The organism is uncultured Brachyspira sp., assembly GCF_944390845.1.
Lineage (GTDB): Bacteria > Spirochaetota > Brachyspiria > Brachyspirales > Brachyspiraceae > Brachyspira > Brachyspira pulli.
The window spans coordinates 1-22,926 of sequence record NZ_CALXRM010000016.1; the positions used below are offsets into that span (position 1 = coordinate 1).

The following is a 22,926-nucleotide window of genomic DNA, read 5'->3' on the forward strand; positions in this document are numbered from 1 at the left end:
TCTGTTAAATTAAAATCCATATTATTATTATACAATATATTAAAAAAATTGACAAACTTAAAAATTTTCAGTATATAATGAAACTACAATTACAAATTAAAAACAAAAAAGTATAAAGGGCGGGACTTCAAAATAATTTTTACTTCTTAATTATTAATAAAACATATCAGTAATCCTAAAATCCCAAATCATCAAAATAAGTAATGTATAAATAAATCTATCATGCACTTTTTTATTATTTTCATTATAAAAGTTAATGTTGATTTTTACTTTATCTTTATAATCAATTTCATTATTGGCATCTATTTTTATTTCAAAACAATCTCCATTTTTTAATTTATAACCTTCAACTACCCCATAATCTAAATAATTAGGAGTCATTAAATATCTAGCACCAAAAGCCTTAAAAGTTCCATAAGATATTTCAATGTTTTGTAATTTATTTATTTCACTTTCCAAATTATTTTTATCTAATTTTATTATAGTTAATTGATTGATTGGATGAACTAATTCATAATCTTCTAATTGTTTTCTCCATTTTGTAATACTTTCATTATCCATTTCTATAGGGCTTGCTAAACTTATAAAGCTATCATCATAAATATTTACTTCTTCATCATCGCAATTTGTATAACTTCCGTCACCTGCATATCTAAATGTAGTTAAAAACAAATTATCTTTATCATACGAATTCCATATAAGAGAAGAAGAAAATTTATTCATTAAAGGATTATCGATAAATACTTCTTTGAAAAAGCTATAATTATATTTCTTTTCATGCATCAATAATTTTGTTAAATTTATAGAAAGTTTCTTTATTACTTTTGGTATTTCTTTTTTTATATATTTAATTTCTTCTTTTATACTTTCTTCTAAATTTTTAGGAGTAGTTTTTAATTCTTTATTATTTTTTACATCAAATACGTTTACAGAATAATCAGCATTCAAAATTAATTTATAATTATCATTAATAATTTTTTCTCCTCTTGAATCGAATCCCAAATTTGAACTAAACTTTAATTCTAAATCATCAATATCAAGTCCTATTTCCTTTGATATCTTATTTATTAAATTAAAAGCATTTTCTCTCAATTCTGATTTTTTAGTTTTTGAATAAATATCATATAATAACTTAATACTATATTCAGTTGTTTTTACTGATGATAAAATTATTAAAAATAAGTTAGAGTCTTTTTCTTTTTTGTATATTTCTTTTAAAGCTTCATCTCCGCCATACAAACCATAAACAATAGCAGCAGCTTCTTTATATGTTTCTATATAAATATTTTTAGCAAAAGTCAAAAAACTTTCTCTGTCAAGTAAACCAATTATAGAATTAATTTCAAGCAAATAATAAATATCTCTTTTTAACTCTAAATATTTTAAGTATATATATTTTATAACTTTTGTATCAACTATTCTTGATTTATCTTTTATTAATACATTACAATTTTCTATATAAGAAACTTTCTTCTCCTCTTTTTTATTTAATTTTTTATTGATACTTTCTTCATATTTTTCAATACTGTCAAATATTTCATAATTAACAGCTTCTTTCAAATCATTATAATAAATATTTTCTAATTTTCTTTTAGCAAATTGAACTTTTTTATTTTTTATTTCTGAAGCTATTTTATGAATCTCTTTTATATTCTCCTCTATTTTTTTAATTATAATTTTATTATCATTGTCAAAAGCATATAGATATAAAATCCATTTCAAACTTAATTTATCTATATTTTTATAAATAACATTAGACCAATCGCCTAAATACTCAAGAGATTCAATATTCCAATCCTCCAAAAAATCATAATACTGAAAACCACTTCTAAATAACATTCCAATCATATTTTCTACTTTATCAACTTTCCAAGTACCTAAACTCTGATTAAAACTTTCTGCATCATAAAATAAACATTGCATAGATACTACATTAGAAGTGTCCCATTTATCCAGTGGCTGATTAAACTTTTTAGCTTTATGAAAAACATAATCCATTTCTATAATTTGAGATGTATTCCAAGTATTTAATGGCTGATTAAATTCATAGCAAAATTTAAACATATTTGATATATACTTTAAATTAGAAGTATCCCATTTGTCTAATGGCTGATTAAAATTATAACAATCTTCAAACATACTATTTGCATATTCTAATTTAGAAACATTCCAATTATTAATATTTTGATTAAAGTTTATACAATGCTTAAACATACTAGCAGTACTTATTAAACTAGAAGTATTCCATTTATCTAAAGGCTGATTGAAATTCCAGCATTCTTCAAACATGTTATTGGCATATTCTAATTTAGAAACATTCCAATTATTAATATTTTGATTGAAATTTCTACAATTCATAAACATACCAGTAGCACTTATTACATTGGAAGTATCCCAATTATCTAAAGGCTGATTGAAATTTGAACAATGAGCAAATGTGTAAACCATTTCTTTTACTTTAGATACATTCCAAGAATTCAAATTTTGATTAAATTTTTTACAATATTTAAACATTCCTTTTATATTTTCAGCGTTATATAAATTCCATTTAGAAATATCTTCATCAAAATTTACACACTCACTGAACATATAACTAAAGTCTATAACATTACTTACATTCCATTTATCTATACCAGAAAAATCTTCTCTTTTTGTTGATGAAAATAATCTGCTCATATCCGTTATTAAACTTGTATCTATATCACCTAAATAAATATTTTCATCTTGTATTAAAGTTCTTAATTCTTCTTTAGTTTGAGGCTTGTATTTCATTATTATGTTCCTTATTCTTTTTTATTATTCTATATTCTTTTACATATTTTGCAATTTTATTAAAAAGTCCCACCCTTCTATATTTACAACTTGTATTTGTTATTTTTATTTTTTAATTTCTTTAAAAACAATACTGAAATTAGAAAACCCACCCAAATTTTATTTAACTATATAATTACTTCACCGCACGTAGAATAAAACTATAAAATATATATTAATTATGAATTATAATTTTATTATATTTGAAATTTCGTTCACCGTGCGTAGAGTAAAGTCTTAAATTTAAAAAAATCTTGGGCGGGTGCTGAAATTTCTGATAAAGCTATAAATATAATAATATTATAATTTCAAAATAAAACTATAAAAAATAAAGGGTGGGAATTTTAAATAAATTAAAAAACACAACTCATAAAAAATACCTTGATTAATATATAATTAGTTATATAATATTTGCGATAAAAAATCGGTATTGTATAAAGGTTACAAAATGACATCAGAAAACAAGCATATAATAATAATCGGAGAATTAGCATTAATTTTAGTCGTAATTATAAATAGTTTCGGAGTTGTATTAATGCTTTATTCAGGTTCAGGAATATCTGCTATATCAAGTGTACCTTATGCTTTTTCTGAGGTTATAAAGAACATATCTCTTGGAACTTTTACTTATATTTTTCAAACTTTACTTGTATTAGTACTTATGATATTAAGGAAAAAATTTGTTGGAGAATATTTATTTAGTTTTGTTGTAGGATTTTGTTTCGGTAAATTTGTAGATATACATGCCGCTTGGATAAATCATTTACCATTAACAATAACAAGCAGGATTATATATTTTATAATAAGCTATTTTATATTAGCATTTGGAATAGCCTTATCAAATAGATGCGGACTTCCTATAATACCAACAGATTTATTTCCAAGAGAATTATCCAATATAATAAAAGTACCTTATGCAAAGGTAAAAATAATATTCGATGTAACTTGCCTATTGACAACAGCAATACTTACATTTGTATTTTTAGGACATATAAAAGGTCTTGGAATAGGTACTGTACTTGCTGCTTTACAATGGGTAAAGCTATTTCTTTTATAGGTAAACTTCTTGACAAAAAAATAGAATTTATACCATATATAAAAAAAATTATTACATAGAAAAAATAATGTGTGATTTTATACATAAACAACTATACTTTGTCAAAAATAATTTTTTTAATTTTAAATATCTGCGGGGCTTTGCCCACCGCTCTGCATGCTTACGCAACACCCCACTTCTTTTGCGACTGAAAGGAGTGCCTGCGACCATAGGAAGTCCTTTAGGGTGGTATTGCCACAAAGAAGCCTATATCCTCGATAAACTCGGATACGCTTTGCGAAGGGCTATATTTTAGCTTAAATTAATAGTTTATATTACATGTAAAACAATTTTAGTATGATTCAGTACTAATTTTATACCTTGCACTTTCGCGAAGCGTGCCTGCGGCAGCAACTTTGACGAAGTCCGCAGAGCGTGTGCGGCAAAAAAGTAGCAAAAAACGCAATTGCTAGAACTTTATATTAAAAATATGCCTATTAAATATAGGATATAGCCTAAAAATGCAGTCTTTTTGGTTCTTTGTGCCAACAAAAGAACTGGGGGTGTGGGGGCAAAGCCACCACAAGCAATAAAATTGAAAAAACTAAAATTGACAAAATATAGTTGTTTAGGTATATATTAATTTTTTATCATTAGATTTAATATTAATTAAATAAATTCTCCAAAATCAAAATACTTCCATACATAAATCTATTCAATAAATGTTTATTATTTTCATTTTCACCATGAATTGAAACTTTAATATCAATTTCATCAGTATAATTTGTATTTCTATCAAATTGAGCATCTATATATAATGATAAACCGCTATTATTGTCAAAATACTCATAACCATTTACAAATTGATAATCATGAGAAATCTCTTTAAAAGAAAATTTATTTATAGAATTTTTTAATTTAGATAATGTTACATTAACATCATTATATTTATAAAATTCTTTTTCTAAATTATCAATAATTTGAAGCTGTTTAATAGGCTGTGATATTTCATAGTCATATAATTGTTTAATCCATTTTTCTATTAAATCATTATTCATTTCTAAAGGAGAAGCTAAACTTATAAAATTATTTTCATTTAATGTTACATAATTATCATTAGAATCAATATAACTTCTGTCGCCTAAATATCTAAAAGTTGTTATAAAATTATTATTTTCATCATATAAATTCCAAATTAATTCTATAGAATAACAACTCAAAAATGAATTATAAATATAAATATTTCTCCAAAATAAATAATTATATTTCCTTCCATTCATAATAAGTAATAATATTTTTTCCCTTTCTCTCTTTATTACATTTTTTATTTCTTTTTTTATAAAACTAATTTCAGATTTTAATTCCTTAGAAAAAATTTTAGGAACAGTTTTTATTATCTTATCTTTTTCAATTATATCAATATCCATATTAGAATTAACAGATATTTTATATTCTTTATCTTCTATATGTATAATTCTCTCACCATTTTTATCGAGTCCAAAATCAGGGATAAGTAAATCACTTAATTCTTCCCTGCTTACTTTCAATTTATCTGCTATTGTATCAAGAGCAAAATTTGAAGCATTTATCACACTTTCAATTTTTGATTTTCTTGACATTTCATCTAATAAACTTAATGCATATTTACCGTCATTTAAAGCAAGTATATAAATATAATAAGAACGAGGATAAAATTCTTTTCCTTGAATACTTTTGGCATAATCTTTGATAATATTTCCATTACCATATATACCGCATATTATTCTTGAAGCAATTTTACTCCTGTCGCTTTCAAATATCTTATATGCTGCCTCTCTAAAACTATCAATATCTAGTAAATTTATTATATTGTCTATAATCTTTAATCTTCTTACATTATCTTTGATTTTTAAATAACTGCCATAAATAAACCTTATAATCTTTATGTCAATTCTTTTATTTTTATCTTTTGTTAAAACATTGTAATCATCTTTAATAAATTTTAAACTTTTATCAAAAGATTCTTCATAATTACTGGCAACATAATTTTCAACTTCTTCTATATTTTTAAAACTAATTTCACTATTAGCTTCTATACTTTCTCTATATTCTATTAAACTTTTAAGTTCATCATAGTATTCTTTTTCTAGCTTTATTCTAAATGATATAATTTTTCTATTGTTAGAGGTCATTATTGATTTGTATATATCTATTATATTAATGTCTTTTATTTTATCAAAATCTTCAAAATATAAAAGAACTCTTAAATTAATAGGAAGTTTTTTTATATCAATATCCTTATTAAAAACATCATAAGCTTCCTTTATATTATCAAGATTCCATTTATCAGGATATTTATTAAAATTTAAAGCTCCCAAAAACATATAATTAATTTTCTTTAAATTTTCAGTATTCCAAGAATTTAAATCATTATTGAAATATATAGCATTATTAAACATTAAACTCATATCTGTAACTTTTGAAGTATTCCAAGTTTCAATGCCTTCAAAATTTTTTCTTTCACTATTTCTGAATAATTCACTCATATTTGTAATATTACTTGTATCTATATCAGATAGACAAATACTTTCATCATCTGTTAATTTTTTTAATTCTTCTTTTGTTTGAGGTTTGTATTTCATAATAATATATCCTTATGTTATTTTATATTTTTTAATATTTTCAAATTTTTATTATACTAAATAAATTATATCATTTACCTTTTGCAGCTTTGGTAAAAGCTGATATAATCTTTAATTAGTTCATTTTACTGCTATATAGGTTTCTTAATTTAATTAACCAATAACTTTATTAACAAATTATTAGCTAATTAAAATTTAATAAAAATTAATCTTTATACCAAGAAGGCTTATTATTTTCCATTGCTGAGTTATCAAACATATCTCTCATACGATTAGGCTCTACTTTGGATACATTCCAAGATTCTAAATTCTGATTAAAACTTTCAGCTTCATAAAATACAGAATTCATATATTCCACATTAGAAACGTCCCAATTATCCAAAGGCTGATTAAATGATGAAGCATAACGAAACATTGTACTAATACTTGTAACATTAGAAACATTCCAATTATTAATAGGCTGATTAAAACTTTTAGCATTATCAAACATCATTGACATATCTTTTACATTACTTACATTCCATTTGTCTAAAGGCTGATTGAAACTAGAAAATTTAAACATACCTTCCATATCAACAACATTAGATACATTCCAACTATTTAAAGGCTGATTAAAACTTTTAGTAAAACAAAACATTGATGACATATCTTTTACGTTAGATACATTCCACTTGTATAAAGCACTATTAAAAAGCTTAGCACCTTCAAACATACTAGACATATTTTCAACATTAGATACATCCCAGTCATTAATATTTTGATTAAAGCTTTCAGCATAATAAAACATTGATGACATATCTTTTACATTACTTACATTCCACTTATCTAAAGGCTGATTAAAACTCTCACAATTAGCAAACATATTTTTCATATTAACAACTTTAGATACATTCCAATCATTAAGAGGAGAATTAAACTTTTTACATTTTTTAAACATAGAACTCATATTCTCAACTTTTGAAACGTCCCAACTGTTTATATTATGATCAAAACCTAATGCTTCCTCAAACATACTTTCCATATTTACTACATTAGATACGTTCCAAGTTTCTATACCATCGAATTTTTTTAATTTAGAACCTTTAAAAAGATTACTCATATCTGTTATTAAAGAAGTATCTATTTTATCAAATTTTGTTTTCTCTGCTATTAGTTTAATTAATTCATTTTTGTTTTTTGGCTGATGCATTTGTATCTGTTTACTTTCTTTAGTATATTTTTTCTCTTTTTTAGGTGACGATTTCTTTTCTTCTTTTTCTAATTCTTTATACTCTTTTATAATATCTTCTTTACTATAAATAAGCTCTTTTAATTCATCATAACAAGTATTTTCAAGCTTTTTGAGAACTTCAGCTACTGCCTTTTTATTGTATTTTAATCCAAGTTTATAAACTTCTTTTATATCAAATTTATTTATAATTTCTTCAAAGTTTTTTATAGCAGATTTTGAGCTTTGAAAAGAATATATTTTTATTATTAACTCTAATGACACATTATTAAAAATATTATCAAATTCTTTAACTTTCTTGAAACTCCAATTTTTTATATTATCAGGATTAAAAGATGAAGCATTAAAAAAAGCATTATTCATATATTCTACTTTCTCTGTTTTCCAGCTGTTTAAATCCTGATTAAATGAAGAAGCATCACAAAATATATCTGCAAGCCCTGTTAGATTAGAAGTGTCCCATTTATCTAAAGGCTGATTAAAATTTGTAGCTCCTTTAAACATAGCATACATACTAGCAACATTAAATACGTCCCAACTATTTAAAGACTGATTAAAATTCTCACAACCTGCAAACATATGACCCATACCATCAACATTGGAAGTATTCCACTTATCTAAAGGCTGATTGAAATTCTTAGCTCCTTCAAACATAGAAATCATACAGGCAACGTTTGATACATCCCAGTTATTTATATTTTGATTAAAACTTTTAGCATCGTTAAACATCTCCATAATATGTTTTAAATTAGAAGTATTCCATTTGTCTAATGGCTGATTAAAGTTTTCAGCATTTTTAAACATACCAGCCATATTCTCAACATTAGATACATTCCAACTATTTAAAGGCTGATTAAAATTCTCACAACCCAAAAACATCTCATTCATATATTCAACATTAGATACATTCCAATTATTTATATCCTGATTAAAACTCTTGGCATTCATAAACATCTCACCCATACTCGTAACTTTAGAAATATTCCATTTGTCTAAAGGCTGATTAAAAGTTTTTGCACCATAAAACATAGCATACATATTTGTAACATTAGATACGTCCCAACTATTTAAAGGCTGATTAAAAGTTTCACACTCTTTAAACATTGCTGCCATATCTGTAACATTAGATACGTCCCAGGTTTCTATACCTGAAAAATCTTCTCTTTTACTCATTAGAAATAAATATCTCATATCTGTTATTAAACTTGTATCAATACTTCCAAGATTAATACTTTTATCTTCTACTAATTTTTTTAATTCTTCTTTAGTTTTTGGTTTAAATTGTTTTTCTGACATAATAATCTCTCCGCTTACAATCAATTCAAATTAAATATTTGTTAATGTGAAAAATAAATTTTTTAATAAAAAAATATTGTTCCTACAAAAAATCAGTAGGATTATACACTATAAAAAAAGAAATGTAAATATATACATCGTTCTTATGTTAGAATTATCTAAAATTTATTTATACAGTATTTATTAATACATTTATTACATATTTTAAATCTATATATAATATAATTTATTACTTTTCAAATATTAAATAAATACTAATACAGTATAAAGCATTAATAATATTATAAACATAATAATATATTCATTATATAATAACTTTTATAAAATATTTCATATATTTATATAAAGGTATTATTTTATATAAATTCTTACTAACACTTGAAAAATCTAAAAAATCAATTTTCATATTAGAAATACTTTGAGCATCTATAATTTTTTTAATTCTTATCTAGTACAAGGTTTGTATTTATTCATTAATTATCCTTTAGTAATGAAATTTAAAATTGATTTATCTCAGAAGTTTTTACAGCATCTAAAAATTCTTTTATAGCTTTATCAAACTTTAATTTATTATAATCTTCTAAATGCATTTTTTCTTTTAAATAAGGCAAAGCAATATTTAAATGATTTTCTCTATACCCTATTTTTTCATCGGTAAGTAAAACAAATCCTAAATCACTATATAATTTTATGGCTCTAAAACTTCCAGCCTGAGTATGCAAAAATATCGGAAAGTCTTTTTCATCTATAGAATTTAAAACATAAGAAATTAAAGCCCTTCCTATACCCTGCCCCTCATATTCTTTTTTTACTTTAAACCAATGTATCGTAGTTATAGAATTATAAGCCTTCCAAGCAAAACATGTTCCTATAGGAGTATCATTTTCATCACAAATAAATAAACATTTTTCAAAAAATAATTTTTCATTATTTCCATACACATCTTTGAAATATTGCTCCATAAAACCTCTATAGTTTTTCTTATCTTCTTCATTATCAAATGGAAATTCAAACCATAAATTTAATTCATCTCTTTTGCAATTTCTTATATGATAACCATTAGGAATATCTGACAATGCATTTTTATTAATCGATTTGCACATCATAAATAAATTACTATCTTCTATTTTACTCATTTCAATACTCATTATTTATTACTCACTTTTATACCAAACTGGAGTATTATCCTGCATAGCAGAGCAGTAAAAAGACATATTCATCTTTGCATTTTTTGCCAAAACCCAAGAATCTAAATTCTGATTAAAACTATCAGCTACCCAAAACATACCATCAATATTTTTTACTTTACTTACATTCCAATTATCTAAAGGCTGATTAAAGAGTCTAGCAATCCTAAACATATTTTCCATATTAGTAACATTAGAAACGTCCCAACTATTTAAAGGTTGATTAAATTTCTCAGCACGGCAAAACATATTACTCATATTCTTTACTTTAGATACATTCCAATTTGATATGTCATGATTAAAACTTTTAGCACCGCAAAACATTGAACTCATATCTGTAACTTGTGAAGTATCCCAAGTTTCAATACCTTTAAAATTTCTTAGCATAGAATTTTCAAATAATCCTGACATATCAGTTATTAGGCTTGTATCTATTCTATCAAATTTTATTTTTCTTTCTATCAAATCTATTAATTCATCTTTTGTTACTGGTTTATATTTATCTTTCATTTATTAACACCTTCTAAATAGCTTTAATAATTAACATTATATGTATAAAATCTATAATATTTTTAATTATTTTTCAATTTAAAAAGAAATTTATGCACAATAAATAAAAAATGCTTTAAAATTACTATTGACAATAATACTATTTAATATATAATTTTTTCAACAAATAAAAAAAAGGAGATTTATTTATGTCTTCTCAAATGAACGAACAATTAGAAGCCATTTACAACAAAATAGTAAAAAGAAATCCTGGTGAAGCAGAATTTCACCAAGCAGTAAAAGAAGTATTAAGCACTTTAGAAGTTGTATTAAAGAAAAAGCCTCATTATATTGAACAAAAGATAATAGAAAGAATATGCGAACCTGAAAGACAAATTATGTTCAGAGTTCCTTGGATGGACGATAAGGGAGAAATACATGTAAACAGAGGTTTCCGTGTACAATTCTCAAGTGTAATAGGACCATACAAAGGCGGATTACGTTTTCACCCATCTGTTTATTTAGGTATTATTAAATTCTTAAGCTTTGAGCAAATATTTAAAAATGCTCTTACTGGCTTACCTATAGGCGGAGGTAAAGGCGGTTCCGATTTTGACCCTAAAGGAAAAAGCGACAATGAAGTTATGCGTTTCTGTCAAAGTTTCATGACTGAGCTTCAAAGACATATCGGTTATGATATAGATGTTCCTGCTGGTGATATAGGAGTTGGAGCAAGAGAAATTGGATATTTATTCGGACAATATAAAAGACTTAAAAACAGATTTGAGCCTGGTGTATTAACTGGTAAAGGATTAGCTTACGGCGGTTCTTTAGCTCGTACTGAAGCTACAGGTTACGGACTTGTATATTTCACAGACCTAATGCTTAAGACTAATGGTAAAAATGGTTTTGAAGGTAAAAAAGTAGTAGTTTCTGGTTCTGGTAATGTTGCAATATATGCTATGCAGAAAGCTACTCAATTAGGTGCTAAAGTTATTGCTTGTTCTGACTCTAACGGAGTTATTTATGATGAAAACGGTATTAATTTAGATACTGTTAAAAGATTAAAAGAAGTAGAAAGAAAAAGAATTAAAGAATATGTTAATGCTCATTCTTCTGCTAAATATATTGAAAATGGAAACATTTGGGATATTGCCTGCGACATTGCTTTGCCTTGTGCTACTCAAAACGAACTTGATGCTAAAAGTGCAGAAACATTAGTTAAAAACGGATGTATCTCTGTTACTGAAGGAGCTAATATGCCTGCTACTCCTGAAGCTATTGAAGTATTCCAAAAAGCTGGCATTCTTTATGCTCCTGGTAAAGCTACAAATGCCGGAGGAGTTGCTACTTCTGCTTTAGAAATGCAGCAAAATGCTTCTATGGATAAATGGGAATTTGATTACACTGATAACAAACTTAAAAACATTATGACTAATATTCATAATACTTGTTATCAAACTGCTGAAGAATACGGATTCAAAGGCGATTATTTGAAAGGTGCTAATATAGCCGGATTCGTTAAAGTTGCTGACACTATGATACCTTTTGGTTTAATTTAAAATTTATTGGTTATTGAAAAGGAATGCTGTTGATATTTAATATTGACAGCATTCTTTTTTATATACTAAGAATTTTTAACTTTGTCAATTTTATTTTTTATATTGTTATTATTTTCGGGGACTAGCCCCCGACCCCCCACTTCTTTTGCCGATTAGGCACCTACTCGGTGGTGACACAAAGAACCTATATCCTCGACAGGCTCGGATACGCTTCGCGAAAGACTGCATTTTTAGTCTAAATTTCAGGTTATATACTATACTTAATAACTATATATTTAATATAAAGTTCTAACAATTGCGTTTTTTGCTACTTTGACGAAATCCGCAGAGCGTGTGCGACAAAAAAGTAGATAACATTTATATAAAGTGCATCAGTTTACAAAGTCAAAAATTTTTAGTAGCTTATAGAAAAATATTTATAACTTCATTCATAATTTAATAATGAAATATAATATTATATTTATAATAATATACTTTACAATTATTTATTTACATGGTTTAATTATGTTAATAAAATAAATTAATTGGAAAATTATTATGGGTAAAACTTCATTAAAAGATATAATAAAAGTAAGCAAAGAATTAAATTCTCAATACAGTAAAAATTTAGAAAATGAAAATTTAAATAAAGAACTTGAAATATCAACAGACAGCAGAGATAATTTTGATGTTAATAAATTATTCCTAGCTATAAAAGGTGAAAAATTTGACGGAAATCAATTTGCATTAGAAACTTATAATAAAGGATGCAGATATTTTATATTAAGCGACAAAACTATAGAACTCCCAAATGATGCGGTAGTTTTTTATAGTGATGATACAATACTTTTCTTTATAAAATTAGCTAGAGAATACAGAAGAAGATTTAATATACCAGTAATATCAATAACAGGAAGCTGCGGAAAAACTACTACTAAAGAATTGACTGCCCTATTTTTATCAACAAAATATAAAGTATTAAAAACTGAAGGAAATTTAAATAATGAAATAGGAGTTCCTAAAACTATATTCAATTTAAATGATAATTATGAAATAGCAGTTATTGAAGCTGGAATGAATCATAAAAATGAACTTTTAAGAATATCAGAAGCTATTGAAGCAAATACTGTTTTAATAAATAATGTAGAGCCTGTACATATTGCCCATTTAGGTTCTATAGAAAATATAGCTTATGCAAAATCAGAACTTTTTAACAATACTAGAGAAAATGCTAATGCTGTAATAAATAAAAAAACTAATTGTGTTGATATATTAAAAAAAGAAGCAATCAGAAATAATATAAAAAATATAATAGAAGTTGATATAAAAGAGATAACAAAAAAAGATGATAATACATTTGAATATAAAGATACTATTTTCAAGCATAATTTAATAGGAGATTTTAATTTAAATAATATATTATCAGCTTTAAAAGCAGCAGAAATTTATGATGTTGATCTAAAAAAATGTGCTGATATTTTAAATACTTATGAACCTCAGAAAAACAGAATGCAAATAATCAATATTAAAGGCTGCAATGTAATAAATGACTGCTACAATTCTAATCCGTCAGCATTAAAAAACATGCTTAAATTCCTATCTCAAAGAAATGAAAATAAAAAAATTGCTGTTATAGGTGATATGCTTGAAACAGAAACTGAAAATTCCACTTATCATAAAGATATAGGACATCTTATCAATGAGTTAAAAAATATTGATGTTGTAATAGCTATTGGAAATCATTCTAAAGATATTTACAATATTGTTAATTGTGAGAAATATCATTTTGATAATGCTAAAAGTGCCATAGAAAAGGTAAAAGAATTTTTAAATAATAATACTGCAATGTTAATAAAAGCATCTTTAGGAATGGGTTTTGCTGCTATAATAGAGGCTATAACAAATGAATAATCAAAGTAATTCTATAATAGCTTTTATACTATTAGATAATAAAAGCTTTAATGATTTCACATCTCAATTAAAAATAGATTGGGATATAAACATAAATATATCTACTTTTAATAATAAAAATAAATTTACTATTAATGATATAAATTTTGAATATGAATTAGCTCCATTCAATGTACCAGATAAAGAAGCTGAAATATTAATGAATTATAATGATATAGATGATGAAACAAAACAAAAAGTATTGAGTCATAATGCATTTTTATCTATGAAAGTAAATGCTGATAATACAGATTTTAAAGATATTGCTTTGACTTTTAATAAAGTATGCTATTCCATAATAAATACTAATGATGTATCAGCAATCTTAATAGGAGAAATTAATTTACTAATATCCACCAATAGGTATTTATTTGAAATGAATGAATATAGAAAAAACAACAAATACTTCCCTACTCGTTTATGGGTTAGAATAGATGTTTTCTCTGATAATAACGGCAATCATGCATTTACTGAAGGTTTAAAAAATTTTGGCAAATATGAGATTATGGCTTATAAAACGGTTAGAGAAGCAGAGAGCATTATAATGATATTAACTATCTTATCAAGAAGTATTATAGAAAATAATTTGAATCTTGAAGATGGAAATACTATGCAGACAGATGATGATTATATAGGAATGTTCAAATTCTTTGATAATAAATTTATTATGCTTGAAAAAAACTTAAAAGACTTAAAAAGTAACTCATAACAATACTTTAATTTATAATTATTAACGCTTTGTTAATTTTTTTAACTATAAAATATATCCATATCTATAAGTATTTAAAATATAAATTCAAAAATCCATATCAGTTTTAAGTGTAGAAAAATATATATTATTTCATCTTAAAAATAAGTTTTAAAAAAAATAAACCGCTTTTGTGGGATGAACAAAGCGGCTTATTACAAATATAGTTATTGGGGGGTAGTCCAATCAACTAAATATATTATCGGCCGCAAGGAAATTAACTTTAGTATTTTTATAAAAAAAAGAAAAAATATTATAATTTTTCATAATTTTTATTAATTGTAAATATTTACAGTATTTATAATATAACAAAATAAGACAAAGAATAATATTGATTTAGTAAACACTATAAAATAAAAAACCGTTAGCATTCAAATTATGAATACTAACGGTAATTTTATACATAAGTAAATATTTTTAGTTTTTCAATTAAGCAAGTGCCTTTTTAGCTACTTCAACTACAGCTTCAAATGCTTTATAATCATCAATAGCTAAATTAGATAAAGCTTTTCTGTCAATAATAACATTAGCTTTTTTAAGACCATTAATGAATTTACTATAAGATATACCTAAAGGTCTGCAAGCTGCATTGATTCTTAGAGTCCATAAACGTCTCATCATTCTTTTTTTCTGTCTTCTATCACGATAAGCGTATTTTAAACCTCTTATTACAGCTTCTTTAGCTTGTTTCATTTGCTTACTATGAGAACCATAGTAACCTTTAGCCATCTTTAATATTTTTTTAACTTTGTGCTTTCTTACTGTTCCGCTAACTGCTCTCATCTTAGTCTCCTTTATTATCTGCCGTAAGGCATTAATCTTGGCATTTCTAGCATATTAGTATCATCAGCAATTCTAGCTTTACGATACTTTCTTTTAGTATCTGGTCTTTTGCATAAAAACTTGTGACTTCCAAATGCATGAGCAAATTTTACTTTACCGCTTTTAGAAAATCTAAAACGTTTTTTTGCACCGCTTTTTGTTTTTAACTTTTGTTTCATAAACTAATATCCTTTTAAAATTATATTTACTGTATGCTCAATCTATACGTATGATAAGTACGCATAGCTAGTGGGCTAATAAATTATTATTCTTCTGTATCTTCAGAAACTTCTTTCTTGCTTGAACCTTCTGAATCGGAAGAAGTCTTTTTCATCTTCATTGGATTAAGCACTGCAGATAAATTTTTACCTTCTAATTTAGCAGGCTTTTCTGTAGTAGCTTCATTTTCCAAATCTTGTATAATTTTATTGATAAGGTCATAGCCGAATTCAGTATGTGCCATTTCCCTACCCCTAAACATTATAGTAATTTTTACCTTGTTGCCTTCATCTAAGAATTCACGAATATGCTTCATTTTAAAGTTATAATCATGTATGCTTATTTGAGGACGCATCTTGATCTCTTTAAGCTGCACTAACTTTTGCTTCTTCTTAGCTTCTTTACTTTTCTTCTGAATATCAAATTTATACTTACCATAATTGATAATCTTACAAACAGGAGGCTCTGCTGTAGGTACAATCTCTACTAAATCTGAACCTTCCTCTTTGGCTAGTGCTAGAGCATCTTTAATACTCATTACACCAAGGCTTCCTCTCTCATCATGCACAACTCTAACTTCTGGTGCAGTAATAAATTGATTAATTCTCTCTCCTTCTTTTTTTACTGTTGCCATTATTTAGCTACCTCATTTAGTAGTAAATATAGAATCATTCATTCTCTCCTTAGATTCTTTTTTGAGTTTCTCTATAAACTCATTTAAATCCATATCTTTAATTTCTTGTGAAGAACGTGTTCTAATAGATAATTTTCCGCTAGAAACTTCTTCTGCTCCTATTATAACTGTATATGGAGTTCTTTGCAAGCGGTATTTTTTAATCTTAGTACCTAAATTTTCATCGCCTTCATCAACTTCTACTCTGAAGCCTGCATCTTTCAATGCCTTAGCTACTTCATTAGTTCTATCTATTTGAGATTGTTCATTAAGTACATTAACTACAGCCACTTGTAAAGGTGATAACCATAATGGGAATTTACCGTTATAGTGTTCAACTAATATACCTATAAAACGTTCCATAGAACCAAGTATAGCTCTATGAAGCATTACAGGCGTATGTTTTTTACCATCTTTACCTTCGTAGCTAATCTCAAATCTCATAGGAAGTGAGAAGTCAACTTGTAAAGTACCGCATTGCCAGTTTCTATCAAGAACATCTTTAATATTAAAGTCTATTTTAGGACCATAGAAAGCTCCGTCACCTTCATTAATTTTATATGCTATTCCTAATTTGTCTAAAGCATTAATTAATGATTTAGTAGCAAGCTCCCAAATTTCATCGCTTCCGATTGATTTTGCTGGTCTAGTAGAAACAAATATTTCAAAGTTCTCGAAACCAAAGTCTTTATATACAGATAAATAGTAGTCAATAGTATTAATAATTTCATCGCCTAATTGCTCTTCAGTACAGAATATATGAGCATCATCTTGAGTGAAAGCTCTTACTCTGAAAAGTCCATGTAAAGCTCCTGAAAGTTCATGTCTATGCACAAAACCTAATTCAGCAACTCTTAAAGGCAAATCTCTATAACTGTGTATGTTAGAATTATAAACAATCAAACCGCCGGGACAGTTCATAGGTTTTACAGCGTATTTAGTGTCATCAATTTCTGTAAAATACATGTTTTCTTTATAATTATCCCAGTGTCCGCTTCTATGCCATAATTCTTCATTAAGTATAGCTGGAGTTTTTATTTCAACGTATCCGCGTTTGTCATTTTCATTTCTTATATATGATTCAACAGCTTTATAAATAACCATTCCTCTAGGGTGCCAGAAAGGAAAACCAGGACCTTCATCATGGAAACTAAATAAATTTAATTCCTTACCCAATTTTCTATGATCTCTTTCTTTAGCCTCTTTTAATTTTTTAAGGTATTTATCTAATGATTCTTTACTCTCAAAAGCTGTACCATATATACGTGAAAGCATTTTATTATTAGAGTCACCTCTCCAATAGCTTCCAGCAACAGACATAAGTTTATATGATTTTAAATAACCTGTTGAAGGAACATGAGGTCCTCTGCAAAGATCTATAAAATCGCCTTGTTCATAGAAAGATACTGTATCAGCATCTATACCTTCTATAATTTCAACTTTATAAGGTTCATTAGCTTTCTTGAAATATTCTATAGCTTCATCTTTTTTCATTACTTTTCTTACTACAGGAATATTTTCTTTTATGATTTTTTTCATTTCATCTTCGATTTTTGGCAAATCTTCTTCAGTGAAAGGCTTTTCAGCATCAAAATCATAATAGAAACCATCTTTAATAGCTGGTCCTATAGTAACTTGAGTATTAGGATAAAGTCTTCTAACTGCCTGAGCCATTAAGTGGCTTGTAGAGTGTCTTAATATTTCAAGGCCTTCTTCTGAGGTGGTTAGTATCAATTCTAAATCGCCGTCTGTTTCAGGCGTATATGTAAGGTCAACTTCTGTTCCATTAAATTTAGCTGCTACTGCATCTTTGGAATCTTTTTTAGCATTTTGTTTAAGGAAGTCTAATAAAGACTCTCCGTTGGACAATTCATAAGACTGTCCTAAATAATTAATTTTTGACATTATTACACCTCTTGAATTGATACTTTATATTTACAAAATAAATTGCAAACATTTCTATATACTATAACATATTTTTATATAATAGTCAATCATCTTATATATTTAATAATTACAAAATAAAGTTTTTATGATAATAGAATATTAATTTATTAAACTATATAATATTAAAACGATTGCATATTAATATTTTATTTTTACATACTGAAAATTTTTAAGTTTGTCATTTTTTTGTTGTTCTTTTCCCCGCCGCACGCTACAGGTAGCAAAGCCACAGATATCAAAATAACAATATAACTTTACTTTTGACAAAATATAGTTGTTTTGGTATATATTAATGCTCAACTATTATATATTTCAATTCATCATAGTATGTATTTTCTAGCTTTTTTATGAAATCTTTATTCTTCTTATAATAAGTTTTATCATTTATTAATTCTGTATAAACTTCTTTTATATCAAGAGTTTCTAACATTGACTGAAGTTTCTTTTTATAATTTCTGCTCTTACATTTATTATAAAATTTTAAAACACTTTTTGTATGTGTAAAAGAATAAGCATTTTCAAAAATATTTTCAAAGTCTTTAATATTATCAATATTCCAAGAAGTTAAATCACAGTTAAAATATTTTGTATTACTAAACATTTCACTCATATCAAGAACTTTAGACACATTCCATTTACTTAAATCAGCATTGAAATATTCCGCATTTTTAAACATGCATTTCATATCAGTTACATTAGATACATTCCAAGTTTCTATGCCGTCAAAATTTTTTCTTTTACTATCTTCAAATAAATATGACATATCAATCATATCACTTGTATCTATATCAGCTAAATTGATACTTTCATCTTTAATATAATCCAATAATCCGAATTTATATTTTGGCTTATACTTCATTAAGTTTATACCTTATTAATAATTTTTATAGGAAGAAGTCTTTCCAATTCTGTTTTTGATATTTGAGTGTTTCCTGTTATAAGGCTTAATACCTTTATATTTGTTTCATCATTTAAGGCATTATAAATATATTCTAAACTATAATCTTTATTATAATTACTTAAAGGATATATAACATTAACATGATTCTCGCATACAAATTCTTTTTCTCTAACTATAGCAGATTTTATATTTACATTCTTATGAGACCCTGTTATTCTATTAACAACTATAACCTCATTTCTTATAATAAAATCTTCAGAAATATTTCTTATATACTGCAATGTTCTTTTATATGGTATAACTATTTTACCATCAACTATATTAGAAGAATATATTAAAGGTATAGAATTATTTTTATCGCCTGTTAAATTTTTCTTATAATTATTCCAAGCAATACTTCCTGTTTTCACCTCATACCCTATTTCTTTTAAACTAATTGTGTTTTTATAAGCATTATTTAAAAAAGTTTTATCTTCTGTAAATATTGTTATATCATTCTTTGAAAATATATATTTTTTATTTTTATTACTATTAGTTTTTTTGAGTATTAACAGCATGACTTTTTGATTAGCCATATAAAAATTATCAGAACCTTCAACGACATGCAAATATTCAACACTGCTGTTATTAATGATATATTCTCTTAATTTACTAAAAAAAGCTCCATTATTCATTGAAGGCGGAACAATATAAGCTAAATAACCTTCATCATTAAGCAATTCCAAACCCAATTTTATAAATATAGAAAATATGTTAACTCTTCCGCTTATTATATCAGAATGCTTTTTCTTTAATTCTTTATCCGGCTTAAATTCAAAATACGGAGGATTACCTATAACATAATCATATTTAATAGATTTTTCAGTATCAAGCTGTAAAGTATCAATACATTTTATATCTGCTTTATCAATTAATTTTTTAGATATATTAACTAAATTTTCATCTATTTCAAATCCATACAAATTAGGATTATTGAAATATTCATTACAAGATAAAAGAAACTCCCCGCTTCCGCATGCAGGATCAAGTATTTTAGGATTATCTTTTTTATCTGAAATAGATGTTAATTCTTTTAAAAGTAAATCTCTTATACTTTTAGGGGTGAAATACTGCCCTAGTTTTTTTCTTTTTTCTATATCCGTATTTATTAAATAATCAATGCTTTCTTCAGTATATTCTTGATGCATATAACTCTCTTACAATCACAAACTATTACAAAATTCTATAACATTATTTTCGCATTTTATTCTATCTTCATGTAGAAAATAATCTATTTTTGCATTCTCATTTATAGTTTTATTCTGTTCATAAGCACGTCTGACATAAACATTAAATCCCCTATCAAATTTATATGCAAATAAATTATTCTGATTATCTTTTTTCATTTTATTTTTGAAATTATCTTCAAGCTTTTTTATTTCTTCAAAAAAATCTATAAGTTCATTACGCTCATTCATAGGGAGCACATCATCTCCTATAAAGAAAGTAACATCTCCCCTGCCATAAGAACCAAATATATAAATAGCATTAGCCTTTGGTAAATTACTGTTCCACATAGGACTTGATGATTTACCGCTGCTGTATTTTATTTCTATAGCTATAATTTTTTTACATGTAAATATTAAAAAATCTGGAAAATTTTGACTTCCATAAGGCTGGCATACAAAACAATTTTCCATACTTTTATCTTCTAAAGCATAAATATTATCGATTATTTTGTCGGACTTTTTATCTAATATATCATTCTTTATAGATGAAAGTATAGTTTTCATTTCTTTATCGTCATGCATACGTCTATTAAATCCATGACGCTTTAAAGAGGTTTCAAATCTATCTTCAAATTCGTCTCCCTCTTTACTTTTAAGCCATTCTTTTTTATTTTTTATTATATCTTTAAAAATATCACTAAGCATTTTATTAATATATTTATAATATTAAAAATTGTCAACCGCGAGCTCTACCTCAACAAGCTCGGTACGCTTCGCGGGCACCTTCCCGCACAACACTGCTTCATCTTATCAAATGCCAACTATACACGACCGAAGGAAGTACTGTAAGTATGCAATTGATTACCCTATTATACAAAAATTAATCTTACAGATAAAAACATGTTTAATCAATATTATATAATATTTTATTTTATAAAAATCACAATTTACATTTAGAAAAATATAAAAATTGACAAACTTAAAAAATTTCACTATATACTAAATTATATAAAAATATTAGCTGTAGAATTTCTTTTTCTATACATCTCATATTCTTTAAAGAAACTCTCAATACTTGGTATAATAATTCTTCCTTGTCTTGAAAATAATATTACATTTGTTTTCTTCATTTCAGATTTTATATAATCAACATCTTCAATTCCAACCATAGCACATATATCATAAACAGTATATGGAAGTTCTAAGAAATCAGTATTCTTTTCAAACAATAATTCAGTTTTTGTAAAAGAATATACTATACTATAAAATTTACCTACTACACTTTTTATGCTTATAGTATAACTTTTTATAACTGTATTGTATATTCTTCTAGTCATTACATTTATAAGATAATATTGAAGCTTCTTATTTGAGTATGCCAATCTAATAAAATCATCTTTTCCTACAACCTGCAATATAGTATCTTCTAATACAATACAAGTAGTAAGCAAATGTTTATTACCAAGTATTGGTTTATATCCTATAAGATTTCCTTTAAGGAATATTATTCTGCTTATTAGCTTTCCATTAAATACACTATATACTCCAACTTTTCCTTCTTTGATTAGATAAACATCAGTATTATTTTCTAATTCTGAAAATATACAGCTTCCTGCTTTATATTCATACAAATTGGTACTTATTTCTAAAGGAGGTTCTATATTATTATTTTTTTCTATTGCTGATATTCTTTCATTTATTTCTGTATGATCTTCATTTGGAAACATTTCTATGATTTTCTTATACATATATAATGATGCAGGATAAAATGCATGTTCTTCATAAGTTTTAGCTATTTCAAGTGCATTATTCTCTTTATAGCTTCCAATGTTTAAAGCTTCAGATAACTTATAAAAATACTTTCCAAGCCATATTTCCATAAATTTTATAAGATACTTATATATATTTTCTATAATTTTTTCATCTTCAATATTGTATATATCTTTAGCATGTATTTCTATTAATTGAACATCTGTTGCTGCTATCATAGTAGAATAATAAGGTTCAGCCAATACTGCAGAAACCATTCCTATAATATCTCCAACAACAAATTCAAAATTAGTATTATCTACTACATAATTTTTATCAATTACGCTTCCCTCTTTAATTATATAAAATATATCTCTTGCTTTTTCACCTGCAACAAATATTAGAGAATCTTTTTTAAACTCAACAATATTAAAATCTACCATAATAACAAACCCTTCATTTTTATATAAATTATTATACTTCATTATTTTTATATAACA

At 25.6% G+C, this 22,926-nt stretch carries 17 protein-coding genes; 4 read left to right on the forward strand and 13 right to left on the reverse strand.

The features are described from left to right. Positions 1 to 153: 153 nt before the first annotated feature. Complete coding sequence (locus Q0K52_RS04955; protein WP_367270968.1) at positions 154 to 2,775, reverse strand: BspA family leucine-rich repeat surface protein; 2,622 nt, start codon at positions 2,773 to 2,775, stop codon at positions 154 to 156. Between the two features lie 484 nt (positions 2,776 to 3,259). Here Q0K52_RS04955 and Q0K52_RS04960 point away from each other — a divergent pair, with 484 nt between their 5' ends. Beyond that, entirely contained in the window at positions 3,260 to 3,868 is a 609-nt protein-coding gene (locus tag Q0K52_RS04960; RefSeq protein ID WP_297297090.1) for a DUF6198 family protein, read from the forward strand. 644 nt (positions 3,869 to 4,512) lie between these two features. Here Q0K52_RS04960 and Q0K52_RS04965 read toward each other — a convergent pair. The 4 genes from Q0K52_RS04965 to Q0K52_RS04980 form a co-directional block, all read right to left on the reverse strand. Beyond that, positions 4,513 to 6,468: a BspA family leucine-rich repeat surface protein gene (locus Q0K52_RS04965; protein ID WP_297297092.1), complete on the reverse strand. Its 1,956-nt coding sequence runs from the start codon at positions 6,466 to 6,468 to the stop codon at positions 4,513 to 4,515. Between the two features lie 205 nt (positions 6,469 to 6,673). After that, on the reverse strand, positions 6,674 to 8,992 hold the full coding sequence (locus Q0K52_RS04970) for a BspA family leucine-rich repeat surface protein (protein ID WP_297297094.1): 2,319 nt from the start codon (positions 8,990 to 8,992) through the stop codon (positions 6,674 to 6,676). A gap of 497 nt (positions 8,993 to 9,489) precedes the next feature. Then, positions 9,490 to 10,128 (reverse strand): N-acetyltransferase, encoded by a 639-nt coding sequence (locus Q0K52_RS04975; RefSeq protein ID WP_297297097.1) that lies wholly within the window; start codon positions 10,126 to 10,128, stop codon positions 9,490 to 9,492. An 18-nt stretch (positions 10,129 to 10,146) separates the two neighbouring features. Further along, the gene (locus Q0K52_RS04980) at positions 10,147 to 10,689 is read right to left on the reverse strand and encodes a BspA family leucine-rich repeat surface protein (protein ID WP_297297098.1); all 543 of its coding nucleotides are present in this window, start codon (positions 10,687 to 10,689) and stop codon (positions 10,147 to 10,149) included. Between the two features lie 188 nt (positions 10,690 to 10,877). Here Q0K52_RS04980 and gdhA point away from each other — a divergent pair, with 188 nt between their 5' ends. From gdhA to Q0K52_RS04995, 3 genes are all read left to right on the forward strand, one after another. Next, positions 10,878 to 12,230 (forward strand): NADP-specific glutamate dehydrogenase, encoded by a 1,353-nt coding sequence (gene gdhA, locus Q0K52_RS04985; protein WP_297297100.1) that lies wholly within the window; start codon positions 10,878 to 10,880, stop codon positions 12,228 to 12,230. Between the two features lie 537 nt (positions 12,231 to 12,767). Next, entirely contained in the window at positions 12,768 to 14,120 is a 1,353-nt protein-coding gene (gene murF / locus Q0K52_RS04990) for a UDP-N-acetylmuramoyl-tripeptide--D-alanyl-D-alanine ligase (RefSeq protein WP_297297102.1), read from the forward strand. Further along, positions 14,113 to 14,868 (forward strand): hypothetical protein, encoded by a 756-nt coding sequence (locus Q0K52_RS04995; RefSeq protein ID WP_297297104.1) that lies wholly within the window; start codon positions 14,113 to 14,115, stop codon positions 14,866 to 14,868. The genes murF and Q0K52_RS04995 overlap by 8 nt, the downstream gene beginning before the upstream one ends. Before the next feature lie 468 nt (positions 14,869 to 15,336). On the opposite strand, the gene rplT is transcribed toward Q0K52_RS04995, so the two are convergent. The 8 genes from rplT to Q0K52_RS05035 form a co-directional block, all read right to left on the reverse strand. Next, positions 15,337 to 15,690: a 50S ribosomal protein L20 gene (gene rplT / locus Q0K52_RS05000; RefSeq protein WP_297297106.1), complete on the reverse strand. Its 354-nt coding sequence runs from the start codon at positions 15,688 to 15,690 to the stop codon at positions 15,337 to 15,339. Between the two features lie 14 nt (positions 15,691 to 15,704). Continuing rightward, positions 15,705 to 15,908 carry a 50S ribosomal protein L35 gene (gene rpmI, locus Q0K52_RS05005; RefSeq protein ID WP_297297108.1) on the reverse strand — a complete coding sequence of 68 codons (204 nt, stop codon included), beginning with the start codon at positions 15,906 to 15,908 and terminating at the stop codon, positions 15,705 to 15,707. Positions 15,909 to 15,994: 86 nt separating this feature from the next. Continuing rightward, complete coding sequence (infC, locus tag Q0K52_RS05010) at positions 15,995 to 16,582, reverse strand: translation initiation factor IF-3 (protein ID WP_297297110.1); 588 nt, start codon at positions 16,580 to 16,582, stop codon at positions 15,995 to 15,997. 12 nt (positions 16,583 to 16,594) lie between these two features. After that, positions 16,595 to 18,526 (reverse strand): threonine--tRNA ligase, encoded by a 1,932-nt coding sequence (gene thrS, locus Q0K52_RS05015; RefSeq protein ID WP_297297113.1) that lies wholly within the window; start codon positions 18,524 to 18,526, stop codon positions 16,595 to 16,597. Between the two features lie 331 nt (positions 18,527 to 18,857). Continuing rightward, a complete protein-coding gene (locus Q0K52_RS05020) occupies positions 18,858 to 19,427 on the reverse strand; it encodes a BspA family leucine-rich repeat surface protein (RefSeq protein WP_297297115.1) in 570 nt (189 codons plus the stop codon). Positions 19,428 to 19,432: 5 nt separating this feature from the next. Next, on the reverse strand, positions 19,433 to 20,656 hold the full coding sequence (locus Q0K52_RS05025; RefSeq protein WP_297297117.1) for an N-6 DNA methylase: 1,224 nt from the start codon (positions 20,654 to 20,656) through the stop codon (positions 19,433 to 19,435). Positions 20,657 to 20,671: 15 nt separating this feature from the next. Continuing rightward, positions 20,672 to 21,382, reverse strand: a complete 711-nt coding sequence (locus tag Q0K52_RS05030) for a type II restriction endonuclease (RefSeq protein ID WP_297297118.1) — start codon at positions 21,380 to 21,382, stop codon at positions 20,672 to 20,674. A 299-nt stretch (positions 21,383 to 21,681) separates the two neighbouring features. Then, entirely contained in the window at positions 21,682 to 22,869 is a 1,188-nt protein-coding gene (locus Q0K52_RS05035; RefSeq protein ID WP_297297120.1) for a Crp/Fnr family transcriptional regulator, read from the reverse strand. Positions 22,870 to 22,926: the final 57 nt, after the last annotated feature.

Coding starts and splice junctions, on each gene's coding strand:
- Q0K52_RS04960 (WP_297297090.1), top strand. CDS start 3,260: ATGACATCAGAAAACAAGCATATAATAATAATCGGAGAATTAGCATTA.
- Q0K52_RS04965 (WP_297297092.1), bottom strand. CDS start 6,468: ATGAAATACAAACCTCAAACAAAAGAAGAATTAAAAAAATTAACAGAT.
- Q0K52_RS04970 (WP_297297094.1), bottom strand. CDS start 8,992: ATGTCAGAAAAACAATTTAAACCAAAAACTAAAGAAGAATTAAAAAAA.
- Q0K52_RS04975 (WP_297297097.1), bottom strand. CDS start 10,128: ATGAGTAAAATAGAAGATAGTAATTTATTTATGATGTGCAAATCGATT.
- Q0K52_RS04980 (WP_297297098.1), bottom strand. CDS start 10,689: ATGAAAGATAAATATAAACCAGTAACAAAAGATGAATTAATAGATTTG.
- gdhA (WP_297297100.1), top strand. CDS start 10,878: ATGTCTTCTCAAATGAACGAACAATTAGAAGCCATTTACAACAAAATA.
- murF (WP_297297102.1), top strand. CDS start 12,768: ATGGGTAAAACTTCATTAAAAGATATAATAAAAGTAAGCAAAGAATTA.
- Q0K52_RS04995 (WP_297297104.1), top strand. CDS start 14,113: ATGAATAATCAAAGTAATTCTATAATAGCTTTTATACTATTAGATAAT.
- rplT (WP_297297106.1), bottom strand. CDS start 15,690: ATGAGAGCAGTTAGCGGAACAGTAAGAAAGCACAAAGTTAAAAAAATA.
- rpmI (WP_297297108.1), bottom strand. CDS start 15,908: ATGAAACAAAAGTTAAAAACAAAAAGCGGTGCAAAAAAACGTTTTAGA.
- infC (WP_297297110.1), bottom strand. CDS start 16,582: ATGGCAACAGTAAAAAAAGAAGGAGAGAGAATTAATCAATTTATTACT.
- thrS (WP_297297113.1), bottom strand. CDS start 18,526: ATGTCAAAAATTAATTATTTAGGACAGTCTTATGAATTGTCCAACGGA.
- Q0K52_RS05020 (WP_297297115.1), bottom strand. CDS start 19,427: ATGAAGTATAAGCCAAAATATAAATTCGGATTATTGGATTATATTAAA.
- Q0K52_RS05025 (WP_297297117.1), bottom strand. CDS start 20,656: ATGCATCAAGAATATACTGAAGAAAGCATTGATTATTTAATAAATACG.
- Q0K52_RS05030 (WP_297297118.1), bottom strand. CDS start 21,382: ATGCTTAGTGATATTTTTAAAGATATAATAAAAAATAAAAAAGAATGG.
- Q0K52_RS05035 (WP_297297120.1), bottom strand. CDS start 22,869: ATGGTAGATTTTAATATTGTTGAGTTTAAAAAAGATTCTCTAATATTT.